Consider the following 20,304-nt stretch of genomic DNA (forward strand, 5'->3'; position numbering starts at 1 on the left):
CCCCGGCGACGCCATCACCTGCAGTCTTTTTCCAGCTGGAACAAGCTGTTACTGTTAGCGACCCGAAAGCCCAAGCCGCCTGGATCGTGATACGTCCCTTCCTGCTAACCCTCAGCCTGGCCTTGAGCTTCTGCGCCAACGCAGCCATCACTGAAAGTCATGGTTACGCGCAGTTTGGTGTTCTCAAGTACCCGGCCAGCTTCACTCATTTCGACTGGGTCAATCCCGAGGCGCCGAAAGGTGGCACCCTGAGAATGATGGCCTTCGGCACGTTCGACACGCTCAACCCCTACACATTCAAGGGCAGCAGCCCGGTCTCGACCGGCAACTTCCTGCAATATGGCGTCAACGAGCTGAATGAACCGCTGATGGTCGGCACGGGCCAGTACGACCCGTCCGGCGATGAACCGACCTCCAGTTACGGGCTGATCGCCCAGTCCGTGGAATACAGCGAGGACCGCAGCTGGGTGGTGTTCAACCTGCGCCCACAGGCGCGCTTCCATGACGGCAAGCCCATCACCGCCTACGACGTGGCGTTTTCCTACCGGACACTGCTCAAGGACGGTCACCCTCAATACCGCACCGCCCTGCAGGAAGTGCAGCGCGTCGACATCCTCAATCGTCATCGCATCCGCTTTGTCTTCAAGCGCTCCGGCAACCCGCTGCTGATCCTGCGCCTGGGCGAACTGCCAGTGTTGCCGCAGCATTACTGGAAAGACAGGGATTTCAAGGCGACCACCTTCGAGCCGCCGCTGGGCAGTGGTCCCTACCGCATCACCCGCGTGCAGCCGGGTCGGCAACTGGTGTTCGAGCGGGTCAAGGATTACTGGGGCAAGGACTTGCCGGTCAACCGCGGCAAATACAATTTCGACCGCGTCGAGGTCGAGTTCTACCGCGACAGCGACGTGGCGTTCGAAGCGTTCAAGGCGGGTGAATTCGACATCTACATCGAGCATCAGGCCAAGAACTGGGCCAATGGCTATGACTTCCCTGCAGTCGCCAACGGTCAGGTGATCAAGGCGCAGATTCCGCACCGCATACCGACCCAGACCCAGGGCCTGTTCATGAACACGCGGCGCGCCGCCTTCGCCGACATCCGCGTGCGCGAAGCCCTGGGGCTGCTGTTCAATTTCGAATGGACCAACCGCACGCTGTTCAGCGACGCCTATGACCGCTCGACCAGTTACTACCCCAACAGCGAATTTTCCGCGACGGGCCTGCCGACCGGGGCTGAATGGCTGCTCCTGGCGCCCTACCGTGATCAGTTGCCTGCCAGCCTGTTCACCCAGCCGTTCGCCCCGTCGAAAACCGATGGCGGCGGGATCCCGCGCGAGACCTTGCGCAAGGCCCTGAAGCTGCTTGCCGAGGCAGGCTGGACGCTCTCGGACAAGGGTTTGCTCAATGCCGACAAGCAACCTTTGCGCTTCGAGATCCTGCTGGTCAATCCCAACCTGGAACGCATTCTGCAACCCTACATCGAAGACCTGCGCCGCCTGGGAATCAATGCAGGACTGCGTACCGTCGACCGCGCCCAATACAAGCAACGCCTGGACCGTTTCGATTTCGACATGATTCTGATGACCCTGCAACAGACCCTGAGCCCCGGTCTGGAGCAGTGGCAATACTTCCATTCCAGTCAGGCCGCGATCAACGGCAGCAAGAACTACGCGGGTATCGCCAACCCCGTGGTCGATGCCCTGCTGAACAAACTGCTGGCCGCGCAGACCCGCGACGATCAGGTCGCCGCGGCGCGGGCGCTGGACCGCGTACTGCTGTCTCAGCACTACAGCATTCCCAACTGGTATCTGAACAATCATCGGCTTGCCTATCGCAACCGATTCGCCATGGTCACTACCCCGCCCTATACCCTGGGGCTGCGTGCGTGGTGGCTCAAGACTCTGGAGAAGCCCCGATGAACCCTCTGCACTCCCTGCGCTCGCAGGCAGCCGGCCTGCTGCTGGCCAGCCTCGCCTGCACGGTACAGGCTGCGCCTCAGCATGGCGTGACGCTGTACGACGAAGCGCCGAAATACCCGGCTGATTTCAAGCATTTCGACTACGTGAACCCGGATGCCCCCAAGGGCGGCACGCTGCGCCAGGCAGGCTTCGGCGGTTTCGACAGTCTCAACCCGTTCATCAACAAGGGCGTACCGGCAGACGACATTGGTCTGATCTACGACACCCTGGCCCGCGCTAGCCTGGACGAACCCTTCAGTGAATACGGGCTGGTTGCCGGCAAAATCGAGAAAGCGCCGGACAACAGCTGGGTGCGCTTCTACCTGCGGCCTGAAGCACGCTTCCATGACGGCCACCCGATCCGCGCCGAAGATGTGGAATTCAGCTTCAAGACCCTGATGGAACACGGCTCGCCCATGTACAAGGGCTACTACGCCGACGTCGATCAGGTCGTCGTCGAAGACCCGCTGCGGGTGCTGTTCAAATTCAAGCACAAGGGCAGCCGCGAAATGCCGCTGATTCTTGGCCAGTTGCCCGTGCTGCCCAAGCACTTCTGGGCCGACCGCGACTTCAGCAAAGGCAACCTGGACTTCCCGCTGGGCAGCGGGCCGTACAAGGTGGTCGATGTAAAAGCCGGGCGCTCGGTGAGTTATGAGCGGGTCAAGGATTACTGGGCAAAGGATTTGCCGATCAACAAGGGTTTCTACAACTTCGATGTACTGACCACCGACTACTACCGCGACAACACAGTAGCGCTGGAGGCCGGCAAGGCCGGGCAGTTCGACTACTGGATAGAGACCAGCGCCAAGAACTGGGCGACCGCCTACAACACCCCGGCAGTTCGCGATGGCAGGCTGGTCAAGGAAGAGCTGCCCAACGGTAACCCGACCGGTATGCAGGGGTTCGTTTTCAACTTGCGCAAACCGGTATTCCAGGACGCGCGGGTGCGCGAAGCGCTGACCTTGCTGCTGGATTTCGAGTGGACCAACAAACAGCTTTTCAACGGTGCCTACAGCCGTACCAAAAGTTATTTCGACAACTCGGAAATGGCCTCAAGCGGCCTGCCCTCTGCCGAGGAACTGAAAATCCTCGAACCGCTGCGCGGCAAGATTCCGGATCGGGTATTCACCGAGGCTTTTCAGTTACCGGTTAACGACGGCAGCGGCATGATTCGCCCACAACAACGTCGGGCATTCCAGCTGTTGCAGGAAGCGGGCTGGAAGATCGTCGACGACAAGATGGTCGACGCGCAGGGCAACCCGGTAAAACTGGAGTTTCTGATCGCCCAGACCGAGTTCGAGCGCATTCTGCTGCCTTACAAGCGCAACCTGAGTGACCTGGGTATTGAACTGGTGATCCGCCGGGCCGACGTGTCGCAATACATCAACCGCCTGCGCTCGCGGGACTACGACATGATCGTCACGGGCTATCCGCAGTCCAGCTCGCCCGGTAACGAACAGCGCGTGTACTTCGACTCCTCCAGCGCCGACAACCCGGGCAGCCGCAACTTCATGGGCCTCAAGGACCCTGCGGTGGACTCTCTCGTCAACGGCCTGATCAACGCCGACTCACGGCAAAGCCTGATCACCCATACCAAGGCGCTGGACCGCGTGCTGCTGTGGGGCTTTTACGTCGTCCCGAACTGGCACATCAAGACCTGGCGGGTGGCTTACTGGAATCACCTCGACCATCCCAAGGCCGAAGCGCTTTCCGATATCGGCCTGATGACCTGGTGGGCCAAGCCGGATGTCAAACCGGTGACCGCGACCCCGTCAGCCCCTGATCAGGCCAAGCCTGCGAACGCGGAGCAATAAACATGCTGGCTTATATTCTGCGACGGCTGCTGCTGATCATCCCTACCCTGCTGGGCATCCTGATCATCAACTTCGTCATCATTCAGGCCGCCCCCGGTGGCCCGGTCGAACAGATGATCGCCAAGATCGAAGGCTTCGATGGCGCCACCAGCCGGATTGCCGGAGGCGGCGCCGAAGTATCGGTGGCAGGCTCCAACTACCGCGGCGCGCAAGGCCTGGACCCGGCACTGATCAAGGAAATCGAACGCATGTACGGTTTCGACAAGTCGGCGCCGGAACGTCTGTGGATCATGATCAAGAACTACGCCACGCTGGATTTCGGCGACAGCTTCTTTCGTGATGCCAAGGTCATCGACCTGATTGTCGAGAAGATGCCGGTGTCCATTTCCCTCGGGTTGTGGAGCACCCTGATCATGTACCTGGTGTCGATCCCGCTGGGGATTGCCAAGGCCACCCGCCACGGCAGCCAGTTCGACGTATGGACCAGTTCGGCGATCATTGTCGGCTATGCCATCCCGGCGTTTCTGTTCGCCATTCTGCTGATCGTGGTGTTTGCCGGGGGCAGTTACTTCAACTGGTTCCCGCTGCGTGGGCTGACCTCCAACAACTACGACGAACTGAGCACGCTGGGCAAGGTATTCGATTACTTCTGGCATCTGGTATTGCCGGTCACCGCGCTGGTGATCGGCAACTTTGCCACCATGACGCTGCTGACCAAGAACAGCTTTCTCGACGAAATCAGCAAGCAATACGTGACCACGGCCAAAGCCAAGGGCCTGAGCAACCACAAGGTGCTCTACGGCCATGTGTTTCGCAACGCCATGCTGCTGGTCATCGCCGGCTTCCCGTCGGCGTTCATCGGCATCTTCTTCACCGGCTCGCTGCTGGTGGAAGTGATCTTTTCGCTGGACGGCCTGGGCCTGATGAGCTTTGAAGCCGCGATCAACCGCGACTATCCGGTGGTGTTCGGCACGCTGTTCATCTTCACCCTGCTGGGGCTGGTGGTGAAGCTGATCGGTGATATCACCTACACCCTCGTGGACCCGCGCATCGACTTCGAAAGCAGGAAGCATTGATATGAAGCTGTCTCCTCTCAATCGCCGTCGCTTCGAACGCTTCAAGGCCAACAGGCGTGGCTGGTGGTCATTGTGGCTGTTCCTGATTCTGTTTGGCCTGAGCCTGGGCGCCGAACTGATCGCCAACGACAAACCGCTGGCCGTGCGTTATGACGGCAGCTGGTACTTCCCGGTATTCGAGCGTTACCCGGAAACCACCTTTGGCGGTGAATTCCCGCTGGAAGCCAACTACAAGAGCCCGTATATCAAGGAACTGCTCGCCGCGAAGGATGGCTGGACCCTGTGGGCGCCCATCCCGTTCAGCTACCAGAGCATCAACTACGACCTGAAAGTCCCTGCCCCGGCGCCACCTTCACGGGAGAACCTGCTGGGCACCGATGATCAGGGCCGAGACGTACTGGCACGGGTGATCTACGGTTTCAGGATTTCGGTACTGTTCGCCCTGACCCTGACCATCCTCAGCTCGATCATCGGCGTCATCGCCGGTGCCTTGCAGGGCTTCTATGGCGGCTGGGTCGACCTGCTGGGCCAGCGCTTCCTCGAGGTCTGGTCGGGCCTGCCGGTACTGTATCTGCTGATCATCCTCGCCAGCTTCGTACAGCCCAACTTCTGGTGGTTGCTGGGCATCATGCTGCTGTTTTCCTGGATGAGCCTGGTGGACGTGGTACGCGCCGAGTTCCTGCGTGGCCGCAACCTGGAATACGTAAGGGCCGCGCGGGCGCTGGGCATGGAGAACGGCGCGATCATGTTCCGCCATATCCTGCCCAACGCCATGGTGTCGACCATGACCTTCCTGCCGTTCATTCTCACCGGGGCCATCGGCACCCTGACGGCGCTGGACTTTCTGGGCTTCGGCCTGCCCGCCGGCTCACCGTCACTGGGCGAGCTGGTAGCGCAGGGCAAATCCAACCTGCAGGCACCCTGGCTGGGCATCAGCGCCTTCGCTGTGCTGGCCATCATGCTGAGCCTGCTGGTGTTCATCGGCGAATCCGCCCGCGATGCTTTCGACCCAAGGAAATAAGATGAACAATGACAATCTGATCGAAATCCGCGATCTGGCGGTCGAGTTCGTGACGGGCGACTCGCGGCAACGCGTGGTCGAGAACATCAGCTTCGATATTCGTCGCGGTGAAACGCTTGCGCTGGTCGGCGAAAGCGGTTCGGGCAAGTCCGTCACCGCGCACTCGATCCTGCGCCTGCTGCCCTACCCCATCGCCAGCCACCCGAGCGGCACGATTCACTACGCGGGTGAGGACCTGCTGAAAGTGGAAGAGAAAAAACTGCGCACGATCCGTGGCAACCGGATCGCCATGATCTTCCAGGAGCCGATGACCTCGCTCAATCCGCTGCATTCGGTGGAAAAACAGATCAACGAGGTACTGGGCCTGCACAAGGGCCTGACCGGCAAGGCGGCCACCGAGCGCACGCTGGAGCTGCTTGAACTGGTTGGCATCCCTGAGCCACACAAGCGCCTCAAAGCGCTGCCACACGAGCTGTCAGGTGGCCAGCGTCAGCGCGTGATGATCGCCATGGCCCTGGCCAACGAACCCGAGCTGCTGATTGCCGATGAACCGACCACCGCGCTGGATGTGACGGTACAGTTGAAGATCCTCGAATTGCTCAAGCAGTTGCAGGCTCGCCTGGGTATGGCACTGCTGCTTATCAGCCACGATCTGAACGTCGTAAGGCAAATAGCCAACCGAGTATGTGTCATGCAGCGCGGTTGCATCGTCGAACAGGCATCGTGCGAAGAATTGTTCCGTTCGCCGCAACATCCTTACACCAAAGTGCTGCTCAGCGCCGAGCCCAGCGGCGGTCCTTCGACCAACCCCGCAGGTGCTCCGCTGCTTGAAATCGAGGACCTGAAAGTCTGGTTCCCGATCAAAAAAGGCCTGCTCAAGCGCACCGTCGACCACGTCAAAGCGGTGGACGGCATACGTTTCAGCCTGCCGCAAGGGCAAACACTGGGTATTGTGGGTGAAAGCGGGTCGGGCAAATCGACGCTGGGCCTGGCGATTCTTCGACTGATCGGCAGTCAGGGCACCATACGGTTCAAGGGCAACGCGCTAGAATCCCTGTCGCAACAGCAGATCCGTCCGCTGCGCAGGCAGATGCAAGTGGTTTTCCAGGACCCGTTTGGCAGTTTGAGCCCGCGCATGTCAGTGGCTGAAATCGTTGGCGAAGGCTTGCGAATCCACGGCATGGGTACGCCCGCCGAACAGCAGACGGCGATCATCGAAGCACTCAGGGAGGTTGGTCTGGACCCGGATACCCGGCACCGCTACCCTCACGAGTTCTCCGGTGGCCAACGCCAGCGGATCGCCATTGCACGTGCGCTGGTCTTGAAGCCGGCGCTGATTTTGCTGGACGAGCCGACCTCGGCCCTCGACCGGACCGTACAGCGTCAGGTCGTCGAGCTGCTTCGCTCACTGCAAACCAAGTACAACCTGACGTATTTGTTCATCAGCCATGACCTGGCTGTCGTCAAAGCGCTGAGCCACCAGTTGATGGTGGTCAAGCAAGGCCAAGTGGTCGAACAGGGTGCAGCGCAGGATATCTTCGCCGCACCGCAACATCCTTATACACAGCAGCTGCTGGAGGCCGCCTTCTTGGCGCCGGTAGCTGTCGATTAACCTGAAGAGGAACAACACATGGGTTTTCTCGCCGGTAAGCGCGTCCTGATCGTCGGTGTCGCCAGTAAACTGTCCATCGCATCCGGTATTGCCGCCGCCATGCATCGTGAAGGCGCAGAGCTTGCCTTCACCTACCAGAACGACAAACTCAAGGGTCGTGTCGAAGAGTTCGCCGCAGGCTGGGGCTCGGGCCCTGAGCTGTGCTTCCCTTGCGACGTGGCCAGCGACGAAGAGATCAACAAGGTCTTCGAAGAGCTGAGCAAGAAGTGGGACGGCCTGGACGTGATCGTTCACTCGGTGGGCTTCGCGCCTGGCGACCAGCTCGATGGCGACTTCACCGAAGCCACCACGCGCGAAGGTTTCCGCATCGCTCATGACATCAGCGCCTACAGCTTCGTGGCCCTGGCCAAGGCCGGTCGCGAGATGATGAAAGGCCGTAACGGCAGCCTGCTGACCCTGTCGTACCTGGGCGCAGAGCGCACTATGCCCAACTACAACGTCATGGGCATGGCCAAGGCCAGCCTGGAAGCCGGCGTTCGTTACCTGGCCGGCAGCCTCGGCCCGGAAGGTACTCGCGTCAATGCTGTATCGGCCGGCCCGATCCGCACTCTGGCCGCGTCAGGCATCAAGAACTTCCGCAAGATGCTGGCTGCCAACGAAGCGCAGACCCCTCTGCGCCGCAACGTCACCATCGACGAAGTCGGCAACGCCGGCGCGTTCCTGTGCTCCGACCTGGCGTCGGGCATCAGCGGTGAAATCATGTACGTCGACGGCGGCTTCAACACCACCGCGATGGGCAGCATGGACGAGTAATACGGTAAACGCCGCTCCTCGCGAGCGGCACTTTCCCGGACTTAAAAAGAAGGCCGCTCAATGAGCGGCCTTTTTGTTGTCCTGAATTATCCGACTGCTTCGCCTTGCCCTTTCACGCTTTGGCAAAAATGGATGAAACTCCACATCAGCTATGAAAATGCCCTTTCGCTGATCCGCGATATCGCTGGAACCTCTGCTGTGATCATTAACCGATTTCCAGTGCACTGATCAGTCCGTCAGTCACTGCGAAGCTGAACCTCACCACGGCAGGGCTTCCAGGAAATGTTCCGCTAAGCCTTACCTTCACGATAACCAGTCCATCGCTTTCCAGGCTCTCGACAGGCTCGACGGTATATTGATATTTGTGTTTCGCCGCTCGCTTCCACGCCTTGATCGCTTCAATCCCGCAGACCGTCACTCCCTCATCAGTGACGCGGGCGTCATGGGTGAACAGGTCCTCCAGCACGTCCACGGCTGTGCCTGCTTCGCTGGCAAAATATGCTTCAATGACCGGGTACCGAGTGATATTCATCGAGATGCCTCATTATCAAATGACGAGACACTCATGATCATCGCCAAGGGGTAACCCCACAAGAACGCACGAAAAAGTAAGTGACAGCAATGAGCCATCGAACGTTGTATACACCGGACTCTGCTGCCGAAGACGTCAACAGCGTACTCGCGCTGTTGCGCGGCAGGTGGAAACTGGTGATTTTGTTCCACCTGTTCGACGGGAAGATTCAGCGCTTTTCAGATCTCGAACGCCGAGTGACAGGCATATCGCAAAAAATGCTCGCTCAACAATTACGTAGCCTGGAAAGCGATGGGTTGGTCATTCGAACCCTCCACGACTTCAAACCCCCTCAGGTTGATTATCGCCTTACGCCATGGGGACAACGGCTTTGTCCAGTGCTGGACAGCATGCTTGGATGGTCAGAGTCTCGTGAGTGAATACGAGTCATGACTTACCCTGACGCAGGTACGTAACTGGCCCACCGCCATCCAAAAAAAAGGCCGCTCAATGAGCGGCCTTCTTTGTTTGCGCGTTTCGAGATTAGAACTTCTCGATCTTCGCCTTGCTTTCCAACTGTGCACGGTACGCCGCGAAATCCTGTTGCCCCTCACGCGAGGAGAGGAAGCGACGGTATTGCGCCTTCTCGGCGTCAGTCGGTGCAGCCGCCTGATTGACGCCATTGAGACGGACGATCACGAAGCTGCCATCCGAAGCAGTGATGCTGGCGAATTCCGGCTTGTCCTTACCTGTCGGCTTGGGCATGCGGAACAGCGTCTGCAGCACTTGAGGGTCAACCCCTTCCTGACTGCGAGTGACCGCTTCCATCACCTTCCAGTCACGACCTTCCTGCTTGGCCGCCAACGGGATCTTGCCGTCACGCAGGCCGGCCAGCAGCGCCTCGCCCTTGGCCTTGGCAGCGGCCGAAGCATGTTCCTTGACCAGTTGAGCGCGAATCGAGCTGGCGACGCTCTCAAGTGGCAACTGCTGCGGCTGCAGGTGCTCTTTGGAGCGCACCACCACAACAGTTTCCGGATCCAGCTCCAGCGTGTTGCTGTTGGCGCCTTCTTCCAGCACTTCAGGGCTGAATGCCGCCTGGATGAGCGCACGGTTGGCCGTCAGGCCTTCGCCGCCTTCACGACCGAACGGTGCAGTGGTCTGAACCTTCAGGCCCAGGTCCTGTGCCGGCTGGGACAGGTCGGACGATTCGAACGCCGAGTCTTCCAGTTGCTTGGTCACTTCGACAAACTTCTGCTCGACCAGCTGCGATTTCAAATCGTTGGTCAGCTTGCCTTTCAGACTGGCAAAGCTCGGCACCGAAGGTGCTTCAACGCCCAGCAGCTTGATCAGGTGCCAGCCGAAGTCGGTGCGCACCGGCTGCGAAACCTGGTCCTTGTTCAAGGCATACAGCGCCTCTTCGAAAGCCGGGTCATAGACACCCTTGCCTGCGTAGCCCAGATCACCGCCCTTGTTCGACGAACCAGGGTCCTGCGAGTATTCCTTGGCCAGTGCCGCGAAATCCTCACCCTTGGCCAGACGCTGTTGAATTTCTTCAATCTTCGCCTTGGCCTGCTCGTCATTCAGCTTGTCGTTCACTTCGATCAGGATGTGTGCCGCACGACGCTGTTCGGACAGATTGGCGATTTCCTTCTGATAAGCCGCCTGCAAGTCCTCGTCCTTGACCTGCACCTTGTCGAAGAAGGACGACTTCTTCAATTCGATGTAGTCGAGTACGACCTGCTCACGGCTCATGAACTCCTTGGCATGCTCGTCATAGTGAGCCTTGACTTCGTCATCGGTCACTTTGACCGCCGAGGTATCGGCAGGCAGGGTCAGCGAAGCGAAATCACGGGTCTGCTTTTCGAGGCGTGCAAAGGCTTCAACCTGTGCGTCGGTTACAAAGGCGCTGCCGGCAACACCAGCACGCACCTGACCGATGAGCATTTCCTGACCCAGCATCTGGCGGAACTGCAGACGGCTGTAGCCTAGCTGGCGAATCACCTGATCGAAACGGTCTGCGTTGAATTTGCCATCCACCTGAAACTCAGGCGTCTGCAAAAGCTGCTGATCCAGTGCCGCGTCGGAAAACGAGAACTTGGCATCCGCCGCGCCTTGCAGCAGCAGCTTGCGGTCGATCAGGCCTTTGAGGGCTGATTCGCGCAACAGTTTCTCATCCAGCATGGCCGGATCGAAATCCTTGCCCAGCTGTTGCGAGAGCTGTTGAGCCAACTGACGGCGCTGCATGTCCACGGCCTGGCTCAACTCATTCTGAGAGATGTCCTCGCCGTTGACTTCAGCTGCGTTCTGTTTGTTGCTGGTAGCGGTAAACATCGCTTCGATGCCGGTGAAGGCCATCAAGGCGATGATGAGTCCGATAATTGTCTTGGCAATCCAGCCTTGTGAATTGTCCCTGATGTTCTGCAGCATTGCGTCCCCCAAAACGGTTGTACTGACTAACCAACCGCGGAGCGTGGGTAGAAAGCGGATAGAAGAAAGGCGCATCCGAGGATGCGCCTTCTCGTAACTGACGAAGCGGTAGGGCTCGAACCCCTCGGTGTCGCAACCGAATGCACCACCGCTCCGCTACTGGATCAGGACAGGCCCGATCCAGCGGGCAAAGGCATCGAGAGGCTTAGTTGACAGCTTCTTTAAGGGCTTTACCGGCTTTGAAACCTGGTTTCTTGGCAGCAGCAATTTCCAGCGTCTTGCCAGTCTGAGGGTTGCGACCGATGCGAGCGGGACGATCAGTCACGGAGAACGTACCAAAGCCAACCAAAACAACCGAGTCGCCAGCCTTCAGAGCGCCAGTGACGGATTCGATCACTGCGTCCAGCGCACGGCCAGCAGCAGCTTTCGGGATATCAGCAGATGCAGCGATAGCATCAATCAGTTCCGACTTGTTCACTCTAAGTCCCCTTATCTCTATATTGAGTATGTTTCTAAGTTTTAGGTGTTAAGCAAAACGAGCGCTGGAAGGCTTGCCGGTGATTGCTTTAAAGAGCCGCTTTATAACAAGGGCTCCAAAAAGCTGTCAAGGAAGCCTGCCCAGACTTAATGCGTGCTAATTCTGTCCTTAGAGTCAGACTCGCGCTTTTCTTCCTTGGCGACCAGATCTGTAGCCACGTCCGGCAAAGGCTCCGGCGCGTATTGCAGCGCAATTTGCAGGACTTCGTCAATCCATTTAACGGGCTTGATCTGCAGATCCTGCTTGATATTGTCAGGAATCTCCTTCAAATCACGCACGTTTTCTTCTGGAATGATCACCGTCTTGATTCCACCACGGTGTGCGGCCAGAAGTTTTTCCTTCAAACCACCAATCGCCAGCACTTGACCACGCAGGGTAATTTCGCCCGTCATTGCCACATCTGCCCGCACCGGAATCTGTGTAAGCGCCGAGACAAGTGCAGTGCACATGCCCACGCCAGCACTCGGCCCATCCTTCGGCGTAGCACCTTCCGGCATGTGGATATGCGTGTCGTGCTTCTCGTGGAAATCAGCTGGAATGCCCAGGCTGCGCGCACGGCTGCGAACCACGGTCTGGGCTGCGGTAATGGATTCGACCATCACATCACCCAGCGAACCGGTCTTGATCAACTGGCCCTTACCCGATACGACAGCCGCTTCGATGGTCAGCAATTCACCGCCCACCTGGGTCCACGCCAGACCGGTCACCTGACCAATCTGATCCTGCTGCTCTGCCAGCCCGTAGCGGAACTTGCGCACGCCCAGGAAGTGCTCGAGCATGTCGGCCGTGACCTGCACCGCAAAACGTTTTTCCATCGCGTGCTCTTTGACCGCCTTGCGGCAGACCTTGGCAATCTGACGCTCAAGCCCGCGCACGCCCGCTTCACGGGTGTAGTAACGAATGATGTCGCGGATCGCTTCCTCGTCAAAGCTGATCTCGCCTTTCTTCAAGCCATTGGCCTGAATCTGCTTGGGCGAGAGGTATTTGACCGCGATGTTGATCTTTTCGTCTTCGGTGTAGCCCGGCAGGCGAATGACTTCCATCCGGTCCAGCAACGCTGGCGGAATGTTCATCGAGTTCGACGTGCAGAGGAACATCACGTCCGAAAGATCGTAGTCGACCTCAAGGTAGTGATCGTTGAAATTGTGGTTCTGCTCGGGATCAAGCACCTCGAGCAACGCCGACGCCGGGTCGCCACGCATGTCGCTGCCCATCTTGTCGATTTCGTCAAGCAGGAACAGCGGGTTGCGAACGCCCACCTTTGTCATCTTTTGTATCAATCTTCCTGGCATCGAACCGATGTAAGTCCGGCGGTGACCACGAATTTCAGCCTCGTCACGCACGCCACCGAGTGCCATACGCACGAATTTGCGATTGGTCGCGTTGGCGATGGACTCGGCCAGGGAGGTTTTACCCACCCCCGGCGGACCTACCAGACACAGCACAGGGCCGCGAATCTTCTTCACGCGCTTCTGCACGGCGAGGTATTCGAGGATGCGTTCCTTGACCTCGTCCAGACCATAGTGGTCGGCATCGAGAATCGCTTCGGCACGCGCAAGGTCCAGACGTACTTTGCTCTGCGCCTTCCACGGCACCTGAACCAGCCAGTCGATGTAGGAGCGCACCACGGTCGCTTCAGCCGACATCGGCGACATTTGCTTGAGCTTGTTCAGCTCGGCATTCGCCTTGGTCAGAGCATCCTTGGGCAGGCCCGCAGCGTCGATACGCTTTTTCAGCTCTTCGATTTCGTTGTGGCCTTCGTCGCCATCGCCGAGCTCCTTCTGAATGGCCTTCATCTGCTCATTCAGGTAGTACTCGCGCTGGCTGCGCTCCATTTGCTTTTTCACGCGACCGCGAATGCGCTTTTCGACCTGCAGCAGGTCGATTTCGGCATCCAGCAAGGCCAGCACGTGCTCGACACGGGCTGACAGGTCGATAATCTCGAGGATTTCCTGCTTCTGCTCGATTTTGAGCGCCATGTGCGCAGCCATGGTGTCAACCAGGCGACCCGGCTCATCGATGCTGTTAAGCGACGACAGGACCTCTGCGGGGACTTTCTTGCCCAGTTGCACGTACTGCTCGAACTGAGCCAGCAGGCTGCGCACGAAGACTTCGGATTCACGGTCTGGCGCATCGACTTCTTCGATCAGCGCGACGTCTGCGCGGTAGTGGCCATCGACTTCGATGAAACGCTCTACCGAACCGCGCTGCTCGCCTTCGACCAGCACCTTGACGGTGCCATCGGGCAGCTTGAGCAACTGCAATACGGTGGCGATGGTGCCGACGCTGTACAGAGCCTTTTCATCAGGATCGTCGTCAGCCGGGTTTCTTTGCGCGAGCAGCAGGATCTGCTTGTCGCCTGTCATTGCCGCTTCAAGGGCTTCGATAGACTTCTCGCGCCCCACGAACAGCGGGATCACCATGTGCGGATAAACCACGACATCACGCAATGGCAAGAGAGGCAATTCAATAGTGGTCTTCATGATTTCGCCTCTACGGCGGCCCATTGGCCGGGACAGATGGAATTAGCTTGAAGCCAAGATGGGGGTAGCGTCCAAAAAAAACAAGCTCTAGAGGCGCGACCCGCCAAGATCAGTTTCTTCATACCAAACGAATGAACGGCTTAAAAATGCAAAAGGGGACCAAAAAGGCCCCCTTCAGTATTACTTCACACGCCTATGAACATGCGTTTATGCGTCGGGAGCAACCTTGGCAGGCGGCTCGCTGTTTTCGTATATCAACAGCGGCTTGGACGTGCCATCGATGACGCTTTCGTCGATCACCACCTTGCTCACATCGCTCTGCGACGGGATTTCATACATGGTGTCGAGCAGCACGCCTTCCAGAATCGAACGCAGGCCACGGGCACCGGTCTTGCGCTCCAGCGCGCGACGGGCGACCGATTTCAGCGCATCGGTCCGGAACTCGAGGTCCACACCTTCCATCTCGAACAGCTTGGCATACTGCTTGGTCAGTGCGTTCTTCGGCTCGGTGAGGATTTGAATCAAAGCAGCCTCATCCAGCTCGTCCAGCGTTGCCAGCACCGGCAGACGGCCCACGAACTCGGGGATCAGACCGAACTTGACCAGATCGTCAGGCTCGACTTCACGCAGCGACTCGCCAACCTTCTTGCCCTCCTCCTTGCTGCGAACCTCGGCGTTGAAGCCGATGCCGCCACGGGTGGAACGGTTCTGAATGACCTTTTCCAGGCCCGAGAAGGCGCCACCGCAGATAAAGAGGATATTACGCGTGTCCACCTGCAGGAATTCCTGCTGCGGGTGCTTGCGACCACCTTGCGGCGGAACGGAAGCCACGGTGCCCTCGATCAGTTTCAGCAAGGCTTGCTGCACGCCTTCACCGGACACGTCACGAGTGATCGAAGGGTTGTCGGATTTGCGCGAGATCTTGTCGATTTCGTCGATGTAGACAATACCCATCTGGGCCTTCTCTACATCGTAATCACATTTCTGCAACAGCTTCTGGATAATGTTTTCGACGTCCTCACCCACATAACCGGCTTCGGTCAGGGTGGTGGCGTCAGCGATGGTGAACGGTACGTTGAGCAGGCGGGCCAGTGTTTCGGCCAGCAGCGTCTTGCCGGAGCCCGTAGGGCCGATCAGCAGGATGTTGCTCTTGCCCAACTCGACATCGTCGTTCTTCTTGTCACGCTGGTTCAAACGCTTGTAGTGGTTGTACACCGCTACTGCGAGAACCTTCTTGGCACGTTCCTGACCGATTACGTACTGGTCAAGGATGCCGCTGATTTCTTTGGGCGAAGGCAATTTATGCGCGCTGCTTTCGGCCTGGGCTTCCTGCACCTCCTCACGGATGATGTCATTGCACAGGTCGACGCACTCGTCGCAGATAAAGACCGAGGGGCCGGCAATCAATTTGCGCACTTCATGCTGGCTTTTGCCACAGAAGGAGCAATAGAGCAATTTGCCGTTGTCCTCGCCGTTGCGGGTGTCAGTCATTCGATCGATCCAATCCGGTAGGCTTGCAACACAAGATGAAGGCTATTGCGGGCTTTTTCAAGTCCGCAGGCGGTCGGTTGTGCCGACCCCCTACATTTTGAGCCGCTTAGGCAGGCATTTGACGCTTGTTGATCACCGAGTCGATCAGGCCGTATTCGGCTGCACGCTCTGCGCTCATGAAGTTGTCACGCTCGGTATCGCGCTCGATGGTTTCGAGGCTCTGGCCGGTGTGATGCGCCAGCAGCGAGTTGAGGCGATGACGAATGTGCAGGATTTCCTTGGCATGGATGTCGATGTCCGACGCCTGACCCTGGAAACCGCCCAGCGGCTGGTGAATCATCATCCGCGAGTTGGGCAGGCAATGACGCTTGCCTTCTGCACCGCCGGCCAGCAGGAATGCACCCATGCTGCAGGCCTGACCGATACAGATGGTCGAAACGTCCGGCTTGATGAACTGCATGGTGTCGTAGATCGACATGCCAGCAGTCACCGAACCGCCCGGCGAGTTGATGTAGAGATGGATATCCTTGTCCGGGTTTTCCGCTTCAAGGAAAAGCAGTTGCGCCGCGATAAGGTTGGCCATGTAGTCCTCTACCGGACCAACCATAAAGATGACTCGCTCCTTGAGAAGGCGCGAATAGATGTCATAGGCGCGTTCGCCACGGGCGGACTGCTCGATAACCATCGGGACCAGGCCGCCAGCGGCCTGGATGTCAGAGTTCTGCTGAATATAAGAATTGCGGGACATGTCCTGCATTCACTCCCAAATAGTCGAGTCTTGAATACGCACAAGCCAGCGCGAAGGCTGGCTTGTGGGTGTTTTCGCACGAAAAGAGAAATCAGTCGGCTTTTGGAGCTTCCACCGGCTTGACAGCTTCTTCGTAGGAGACCGATTTGTCGGTCACGCTAGCTTTCTGCAAAACAGTATCTACAACTTGCTCTTCAAGCACAACAGAACGTACCTCGTTCATTTGCTGCTCGTTCTTGTAGTACCAGGCTACGACCTGCTCAGGCTCCTGATAGGCGGAGGCCATTTCCTGAATCATTTCGCGAACGCGAGCATCATCAGGCTTGAGGTCGAACTGCTTGACGACCTCGGCAACGATCAGACCCAGCTCGACGCGACGCTTGGCCTGCTCTTCGAACAGCTCTGCCGGCAGCTGGTCAGGCTTGATGTTGCCGCCAAACTGCTGAACGGCCTGCACACGCAGACGGTTGACTTCGTTTTCCAGCAGCGCTTTAGGCACTTCGATCGGGTTGGCGGCCAGCAGACCGTCCATGACCTGATTCTTGACCTTGGACTTGATCGCCTGACGCAGCTCGCGCTCCATGTTCTTGCGAACTTCGGTGCGGAAGCCTTCGATACCGGTTTCCTTGATACCGAACTGCTTGAAGAACTCTTCGTTCAGCTCAGGCAGCTTTGGTTCGGACACGGTGTTGACGGTCACGGTGAACTCGGCAGCCTTGCCGGCCAGCTCGAGGTTCTGATAGTCCTCAGGGAAGGTCACGTTCAGAACGCGCTCTTCACCGGCCTTGGCGCCAACCAGACCGCCTTCGAAACCAGGGATCATGCGGCCGGAACCCAGAACCAGCTGAGTGCCGGTAGCGGAACCACCAGCGAACACTTCACCGTCGACCTTGCCGACGAAATCGATGTTCAGCTGGTCTTCGTTCTGGGCAGCACGATCAGTCACTTCGAAACGAACGTTCTGCTTGCGCAGCACTTCAAGCATGTTGTCCAGATCGCTGTCGGCCACATCGGCAGACAGGCGCTCTACGGAGATGCTATCGAAGCCGGCAACGGTGAATTCCGGGAATACTTCGAACGTAGCCACGTATTCCAGATCTTTGCCTTTTTCGAACGACTTGGGCTCTACAGCAGGAGCACCGGCCGGGTTCAGCTTCTGCTCAACCACAGCTTCATAGAAAGTAGCCTGAATCAGATCGCCCAGTGCTTCCTGACGTGCGCCGTCCTCGTAACGCTGACGAATCACGCTCATCGGCACCTTGCCAGGGCGGAAGCCCGGGATCTTGGCTTTGCGCGCGGTCTGTTGCAGACGCTTGTTGACTTCAGTCTCGATGCGCTCGGCAGGTACGCCAATGGTCATGCGGCGCTCAAGAGCGGAAGTGTTTTCAACAGAAACTTGCATGGATATTCCTCGTTGCACAGACGTTAGCCGGCCGTTTCCGACCCCAGAATCAAGGGCATGCATTCTAGTGGGTCAAACTCAAGAAGTCACCCTACTGAAAAAGGGCGGGTTAACAAGAAGGAATCGGCCTACAGCCGGTCGAGATGGAAATGACCCTCTCACTAACCGCGACAGGTCTGGCACAGCTTCCTTTATATAAGGACGCATCCGCACAAGACGATCACCGACTCCATCTACACAGCGCCCCACTCGACCAGTGGTAATGTGACCACCGAACCAGCGAAACGTTAAAACGAATACCTTGAAACAAAAAAACCGCTCAAGGCGGCCATTTCGTGCAGCCGAGGAGCTCTCGCCCCGGCAATCCAGGCTCCGGCGGATGGCGATTACAAAATCAACCAAATGCCTGCTCCAACTTCGAAGCCTTATTCAACCCGGCGCGCATCGTACACAACGCAGCGATGCCGCGCCACCCATGGCAAGCAATTGACCGGACTGGCCTTTTTTACTCAGGCGGGTCGCGCAACCGCCTGACAACGAACAGGGGGGGGGCAAATACACCCCGGCTCGGCGATCGCCCTCCGTTCATCAATAACTGAAACTTATGGCAATAACCCCACTTCGCACATATCAAGCATCCAGGCGACGACGCTGCAAGTTATCGGGGACAAGACAACTTTTTGCTGACCTGACACCTACAAAACATCGACACGCGAAACACCTGAACTTTTATAACCACCTCGACACAAGCTCATAACAGCGGGACGTTCATGTCAATTCGCCTGAAAGCGATGGATCGCAGCGAGCGGCACGCAAAGCCGGCCTCCCACCTGACGCACGGAAAGATCAAGCCAGCCGGATCGCCTGGATCATTCAACGGGAGAACCTGGTCAACCCCGGAGCCTGGCGACCCTGCACCCTTGTGCTGCAGGGCTAAGCACTCCATAATCCGACCCCTGATTTTGCTGCCCGAGCAGCGGGGACAGAGGCTGCGACGACGATGAATCATATAATCTCCGCCTCGCGTCAATGCGCTGCCAAACCGTTAAAACCACTCAGCCCCTCCCCACAACATCGACATCTCCCAGGAAAAATCATGCTCAAGATGATTGCTGCAGTAAGTGTTCTCGCTATAACTTCAGCGATCATGACGGGGTGCAATGATAAAGACGGGAGCAAAGAAAGCGCAGCCAAAGTCACAAACTATGCAACAGACAAGTGCGCTATCGACTCGATTGGCGGAAAGACCGGATCAACTGTCTATTTAGCCAAAGGCATGGCCCAGTTCAACGGATGGGCCATCGACACAGCCAACCAGCGCGCCCCCAAGGAAATCAGACTTCGCCTGACGGGCTACAAAGGCACCCCCGTCACGTTCAAAGATCCTGTGATCGTGGACCGCCCTGATCTGATCAAAGCGTTCGGCAATGAAAACTTCCTGAAATCAGGCTTTTCATTCTCTGCCGATTTATCCTCACTGGAATCCGGCGGCTACAGCGTAGTCACTGAAATTCCGGGCGAGCACTCATCACTTCTGTGCCAATCCAGGGTTTTGCTGGTTATCGAATAAGCATACAGCCGCCATCAGGCTGAAATTGCAGTCCAGCGCGCCGCGAGCATGAACTACCGCTCGCGCCGCCGCAGCCTCTCCCCCTCAGCCATCGCCGACCAGATCCAAATTCGCACCACCTCACAGACACAGCCAAAACCGCAGATAAAACTGCCTAATGAGAAATCCAGGACAACAAAAAGCCCGCACTGGGCGGGCTTCTCTTGACTTTCGCGGCGCTCACTGGAACCCGACGAAAGTACATCTGGTGCGGACGGAGAGACTCGAACTCTCACACCTTGCGGCGCTGGAACCTAAATCCAGTGTGTCTACCAATTCCACCACATCCGCATTTCAGACTTTTAAAGCAAAGGCGCCAGACTATGAATCTGGCGCCCTTCTTAATATGGGGTGGACGATGGGGTTCGAACCCACGACCGCAGGAGTCACAATCCTGTGCTCTACCAACTGAGCTACGCCCACCATATTGCGCGTGACGATGCAACTTACTTGCTGTGCCAAAGCTGCCTTGAATGGCGCACCCGGCAGGACTCGAACCTGCGACCATCCGCTTAGAAGGCGGATGCTCTATCCAGCTGAGCTACGGGCACTTATATAATTTGTACTCTTGCGATAACAAACTAAAAGGCTTTCAATCGATCACACCGAGCTGATTTGCAACTCTGCCTGACCGAATCAACCAGTGCTAGCTTAACCAGTGCTGGGCTCTGCCCGGCAAGTGCGACGAATCTTATAGACGCCCCCTGGGGTCGTCAACCTTTTTTTGAAAAAAATTCAGCTAGATAAAGGAGTTAGCTGAATATGCAAAGCAATCGCCTTTGCCCTCGCGCCATGTCATGAGAG

The 20,304-nt window shown here is 57.7% G+C and carries 16 protein-coding genes and 3 tRNA genes; 9 read left to right on the forward strand and 10 right to left on the reverse strand.

The window, feature by feature from the left end; genetic code table 11:
• Window positions 1–86 precede the first annotated feature (86 nt).
• The 6 genes from QRN50_RS18660 to fabI are packed head-to-tail and all read left to right on the forward strand — an operon-like array spanning window position 87 to window position 8,291.
• Window positions 87–1,916 (forward strand): extracellular solute-binding protein, encoded by a 1,830-nt coding sequence (locus QRN50_RS18660; RefSeq protein ID WP_011267222.1) that lies wholly within the window; start codon window positions 87–89, stop codon window positions 1,914–1,916.
• Window positions 1,913–3,769: an extracellular solute-binding protein gene (locus QRN50_RS18665; protein WP_011267221.1), complete on the forward strand. Its 1,857-nt coding sequence runs from the start codon at window positions 1,913–1,915 to the stop codon at window positions 3,767–3,769. The genes QRN50_RS18660 and QRN50_RS18665 overlap by 4 nt, the downstream gene beginning before the upstream one ends.
• A 2-nt stretch (window positions 3,770–3,771) precedes the next feature.
• A complete protein-coding gene (locus QRN50_RS18670) occupies window positions 3,772–4,845 on the forward strand; it encodes a microcin C ABC transporter permease YejB (protein ID WP_002552742.1) in 1,074 nt (357 codons plus the stop codon).
• 1 nt (window position 4,846) lies between these two features.
• Window positions 4,847–5,866 (forward strand): ABC transporter permease, encoded by a 1,020-nt coding sequence (locus QRN50_RS18675; RefSeq protein WP_003315267.1) that lies wholly within the window; start codon window positions 4,847–4,849, stop codon window positions 5,864–5,866.
• Window position 5,867: 1 nt separating this feature from the next.
• Window positions 5,868–7,478, forward strand: a complete 1,611-nt coding sequence (locus QRN50_RS18680) for an ABC transporter ATP-binding protein (RefSeq protein WP_096127384.1) — start codon at window positions 5,868–5,870, stop codon at window positions 7,476–7,478.
• A gap of 18 nt (window positions 7,479–7,496) precedes the next feature.
• A complete protein-coding gene (gene fabI / locus QRN50_RS18685; RefSeq protein WP_003368564.1) occupies window positions 7,497–8,291 on the forward strand; it encodes an enoyl-ACP reductase FabI in 795 nt (264 codons plus the stop codon).
• 205 nt (window positions 8,292–8,496) lie between these two features.
• Here the strand turns inward: fabI and QRN50_RS18690 are convergent, their stop codons facing one another.
• Window positions 8,497–8,823 (reverse strand): nuclear transport factor 2 family protein, encoded by a 327-nt coding sequence (locus QRN50_RS18690; RefSeq protein WP_011267219.1) that lies wholly within the window; start codon window positions 8,821–8,823, stop codon window positions 8,497–8,499.
• An 89-nt stretch (window positions 8,824–8,912) separates the two neighbouring features.
• On the opposite strand from QRN50_RS18690, the gene QRN50_RS18695 reads away from it, so the two are divergent.
• Window positions 8,913–9,242, forward strand: a complete 330-nt coding sequence (locus QRN50_RS18695) for a winged helix-turn-helix transcriptional regulator (RefSeq protein WP_024639684.1) — start codon at window positions 8,913–8,915, stop codon at window positions 9,240–9,242.
• 103 nt (window positions 9,243–9,345) lie between these two features.
• Here QRN50_RS18695 and QRN50_RS18700 read toward each other — a convergent pair whose 3' ends face one another.
• Complete coding sequence (locus QRN50_RS18700) at window positions 9,346–11,229, reverse strand: SurA N-terminal domain-containing protein (protein WP_060400665.1); 1,884 nt, start codon at window positions 11,227–11,229, stop codon at window positions 9,346–9,348.
• Window positions 11,230–11,310: 81 nt separating this feature from the next.
• On the opposite strand from QRN50_RS18700, the gene QRN50_RS18705 reads away from it, so the two are divergent.
• Window positions 11,311–11,442 carry a hypothetical protein gene (locus QRN50_RS18705; RefSeq protein ID WP_257207138.1) on the forward strand — a complete coding sequence of 44 codons (132 nt, stop codon included), beginning with the start codon at window positions 11,311–11,313 and terminating at the stop codon, window positions 11,440–11,442.
• On the opposite strand, the gene QRN50_RS18710 is transcribed toward QRN50_RS18705, so the two are convergent.
• From QRN50_RS18710 to tig, 5 genes are all read right to left on the reverse strand, one after another.
• Window positions 11,435–11,707, reverse strand: a complete 273-nt coding sequence (locus QRN50_RS18710) for an HU family DNA-binding protein (RefSeq protein ID WP_002552737.1) — start codon at window positions 11,705–11,707, stop codon at window positions 11,435–11,437. The two genes, QRN50_RS18705 and QRN50_RS18710, sit on opposite strands and share 8 nt — an antisense overlap.
• A gap of 146 nt (window positions 11,708–11,853) precedes the next feature.
• Window positions 11,854–14,250 (reverse strand): endopeptidase La, encoded by a 2,397-nt coding sequence (lon, locus tag QRN50_RS18715; protein WP_003423227.1) that lies wholly within the window; start codon window positions 14,248–14,250, stop codon window positions 11,854–11,856.
• Between the two features lie 207 nt (window positions 14,251–14,457).
• Complete coding sequence (gene clpX / locus QRN50_RS18720) at window positions 14,458–15,741, reverse strand: ATP-dependent Clp protease ATP-binding subunit ClpX (protein WP_002552735.1); 1,284 nt, start codon at window positions 15,739–15,741, stop codon at window positions 14,458–14,460.
• Window positions 15,742–15,847: 106 nt separating this feature from the next.
• Window positions 15,848–16,489, reverse strand: coding sequence for an ATP-dependent Clp endopeptidase proteolytic subunit ClpP (gene clpP / locus QRN50_RS18725; protein WP_002552734.1), 642 nt, complete (start codon window positions 16,487–16,489; stop codon window positions 15,848–15,850).
• 91 nt (window positions 16,490–16,580) lie between these two features.
• The gene (gene tig, locus QRN50_RS18730; RefSeq protein ID WP_096127383.1) at window positions 16,581–17,891 is read right to left on the reverse strand and encodes a trigger factor; all 1,311 of its coding nucleotides are present in this window, start codon (window positions 17,889–17,891) and stop codon (window positions 16,581–16,583) included.
• A gap of 1,096 nt (window positions 17,892–18,987) precedes the next feature.
• Between tig and QRN50_RS18735 the strand changes: the two genes are divergently transcribed.
• A complete protein-coding gene (locus tag QRN50_RS18735; protein ID WP_003404470.1) occupies window positions 18,988–19,461 on the forward strand; it encodes a hypothetical protein in 474 nt (157 codons plus the stop codon).
• Between the two features lie 245 nt (window positions 19,462–19,706).
• On the opposite strand, the gene QRN50_RS18740 is transcribed toward QRN50_RS18735, so the two are convergent.
• From QRN50_RS18740 to QRN50_RS18750, 3 genes are all read right to left on the reverse strand, one after another.
• Window positions 19,707–19,791, reverse strand: a tRNA-Leu gene (locus QRN50_RS18740).
• 56 nt (window positions 19,792–19,847) lie between these two features.
• Window positions 19,848–19,923, reverse strand: a tRNA-His gene (locus tag QRN50_RS18745).
• A 51-nt stretch (window positions 19,924–19,974) separates the two neighbouring features.
• Window positions 19,975–20,051: transfer RNA gene (locus tag QRN50_RS18750), tRNA-Arg, on the reverse strand.
• Window positions 20,052–20,304: the final 253 nt, after the last annotated feature.

Source organism: Pseudomonas sp. MEJ108 (genome assembly GCF_030208985.1).
Taxonomy (GTDB): Bacteria; Pseudomonadota; Gammaproteobacteria; order Pseudomonadales; family Pseudomonadaceae; genus Aquipseudomonas; species Aquipseudomonas fragariae.

Bases quoted from the DNA above. Each gene is read 5' to 3' on its own strand.
- QRN50_RS18695 (WP_024639684.1), top strand. From the start codon at position 8,913: ATGAGCCATCGAACGTTGTATACACCGGACTCTGCTGCCGAAGACGTC.
- QRN50_RS18735 (WP_003404470.1), top strand. From the start codon at position 18,988: ATGCTCAAGATGATTGCTGCAGTAAGTGTTCTCGCTATAACTTCAGCG.
- QRN50_RS18665 (WP_011267221.1), top strand. From the start codon at position 1,913: ATGAACCCTCTGCACTCCCTGCGCTCGCAGGCAGCCGGCCTGCTGCTG.
- clpX (WP_002552735.1), bottom strand. From the start codon at position 15,741: ATGACTGACACCCGCAACGGCGAGGACAACGGCAAATTGCTCTATTGC.
- fabI (WP_003368564.1), top strand. From the start codon at position 7,497: ATGGGTTTTCTCGCCGGTAAGCGCGTCCTGATCGTCGGTGTCGCCAGT.
- QRN50_RS18675 (WP_003315267.1), top strand. From the start codon at position 4,847: ATGAAGCTGTCTCCTCTCAATCGCCGTCGCTTCGAACGCTTCAAGGCC.
- QRN50_RS18705 (WP_257207138.1), top strand. From the start codon at position 11,311: ATGCGCCTTCTCGTAACTGACGAAGCGGTAGGGCTCGAACCCCTCGGT.
- lon (WP_003423227.1), bottom strand. From the start codon at position 14,250: ATGAAGACCACTATTGAATTGCCTCTCTTGCCATTGCGTGATGTCGTG.
- QRN50_RS18700 (WP_060400665.1), bottom strand. From the start codon at position 11,229: ATGCTGCAGAACATCAGGGACAATTCACAAGGCTGGATTGCCAAGACA.
- QRN50_RS18670 (WP_002552742.1), top strand. From the start codon at position 3,772: ATGCTGGCTTATATTCTGCGACGGCTGCTGCTGATCATCCCTACCCTG.
- clpP (WP_002552734.1), bottom strand. From the start codon at position 16,489: ATGTCCCGCAATTCTTATATTCAGCAGAACTCTGACATCCAGGCCGCT.
- tig (WP_096127383.1), bottom strand. From the start codon at position 17,891: ATGCAAGTTTCTGTTGAAAACACTTCCGCTCTTGAGCGCCGCATGACC.
- QRN50_RS18680 (WP_096127384.1), top strand. From the start codon at position 5,868: ATGAACAATGACAATCTGATCGAAATCCGCGATCTGGCGGTCGAGTTC.
- QRN50_RS18690 (WP_011267219.1), bottom strand. From the start codon at position 8,823: ATGAATATCACTCGGTACCCGGTCATTGAAGCATATTTTGCCAGCGAA.